Annotated in this window: 1 protein-coding gene; it reads right to left on the bottom strand. The window is 50.7% G+C overall.

The window, feature by feature from the left end:
* On the bottom strand, positions 1 to 774 hold a 774-nt coding region (locus tag ACXJ5O_RS26785; protein ID WP_457302559.1), incomplete at its 3' end, for a type I restriction-modification system subunit M.
* Positions 775 to 1480 lie beyond the last annotated feature (706 nt).

Here is a 1480-nt window from a genome sequence, read left to right as displayed (position 1 = left end):
GTTCCAGCGAATGTCGGCGTCGATCCCCTGCACGGCGAGGTTCATCTTGGCCAACCGCCAAGTGGTGTGATTAATCTCCTGACCATAGATAGCAATGTCGTGTCGCCGCCCACCGTGTCCCTCGATGAACTTTTCGGACTGTACGAACATGCCACCTGAGCCGCAGCACGGATCATAGACCCGGCCTTTATAAGGTTCGAGCATTTCGACAAGTGTGCRTACAACCGACCGTGGTGTAAAAAACTCCCCGCCGCGCTTTCCTTCTGAACCGGCAAATCCCGACAGGAAGTACTCATAAACACGGCCCAACAGGTCTTTTGCCTTGTCGCCATTGTCGTGCATGCCAATGTTCGAGAATAGATCGATAAGTTCTCCCAGCATGGTCTTGTTGAGTGTAGGGCGAGCGTAGTTCTTTGGCAGAACACCCTTCAGCCCTTCGTTTGATGGCGCTTTTTCAATGGCCTCCATCGCCTCATCGATAAGCTTGCCAATTTCTGGTCGTTTGGCATTGGCCTGAAGGAAACTCCATCGGGCCTCCTTGGGCACCCAGAAGACACTCTCTGCCATATACTCTTCCGGGTCTTCCTCGTCGGCATGCTCATCAGCTTCGAGCTTGGCATGAAGCCCCTCGAAAGCGTCGGAGATGTACTTCAGGAAGATGAGCCCTAATGCGACGTGCTTGTACTCTGATGGCTCTAAATTGCCGCGGAGCTTATCGGCAGCCTTGAACAACTCAGCCGTGAAGCTGAGATCGGAATTATTATCTGATGCCACGTGTAGTCCCCCAAATCACTGTGGCAACGATAGGATGTCGCGGGCTTGGGTGTAAAGGAAATACCGAGAGTAAACCAACGAGATCATCTCAGTGCGTGTCTCATCTCTCCAATTAATTCTGAGACCTGTCGGAACGTCATATATCGGCTCGACCAGAGAACCTTGGATCGTTGCTTGTCTGTCAGCAGTCGATGCGTTTTGCCGCTGAAACTCTCCCAAGAAGTAGTCTCTCCGGTATCGAGGTCCATCACAGCGTCAATGTTATAATGCGGCGTTTCCATCCCGTGATTAATGCTAATGTGGACGCGGGCATCTCCGAGACTTCGCTCGCAATCCTCCAGCGCCTGCAGGATCATTCGGACATATTCTACCTTCACGCTACTCTTTATGGCGCGGAGGGTGGTGCCTTGTGGAAGGAGATTTCCTATCACATGTTGCCCCATTACTCACTTGAGTGGCCTTCCGAACGTAGAGGGAGCCTCACTTGCCAAGTGGATATATCCTAGAAGTGACCCAATGTGTCTTTTGCTCGGATCGCTGTCATTATTTTGATAGGCAAAGAAAAATATTGGTAGGAACGATTGGTAGGAATGGTAGGAAATGTTTACCTAAGTATCTGAAAAGCTTAAGTTTTAGGAGAATGGTAGCGAAGGAGGGATTCGAACCCCCGACACAAGGATTATGATTCCTCTGCTCTAACCTACTG

Source organism: Phyllobacterium sp. P5_D12 (assembly GCF_054049495.1).
The sequence above is the reverse complement of the archived record's forward strand: the minus strand, read 5'-3'. Positions and strand labels throughout refer to the sequence as shown.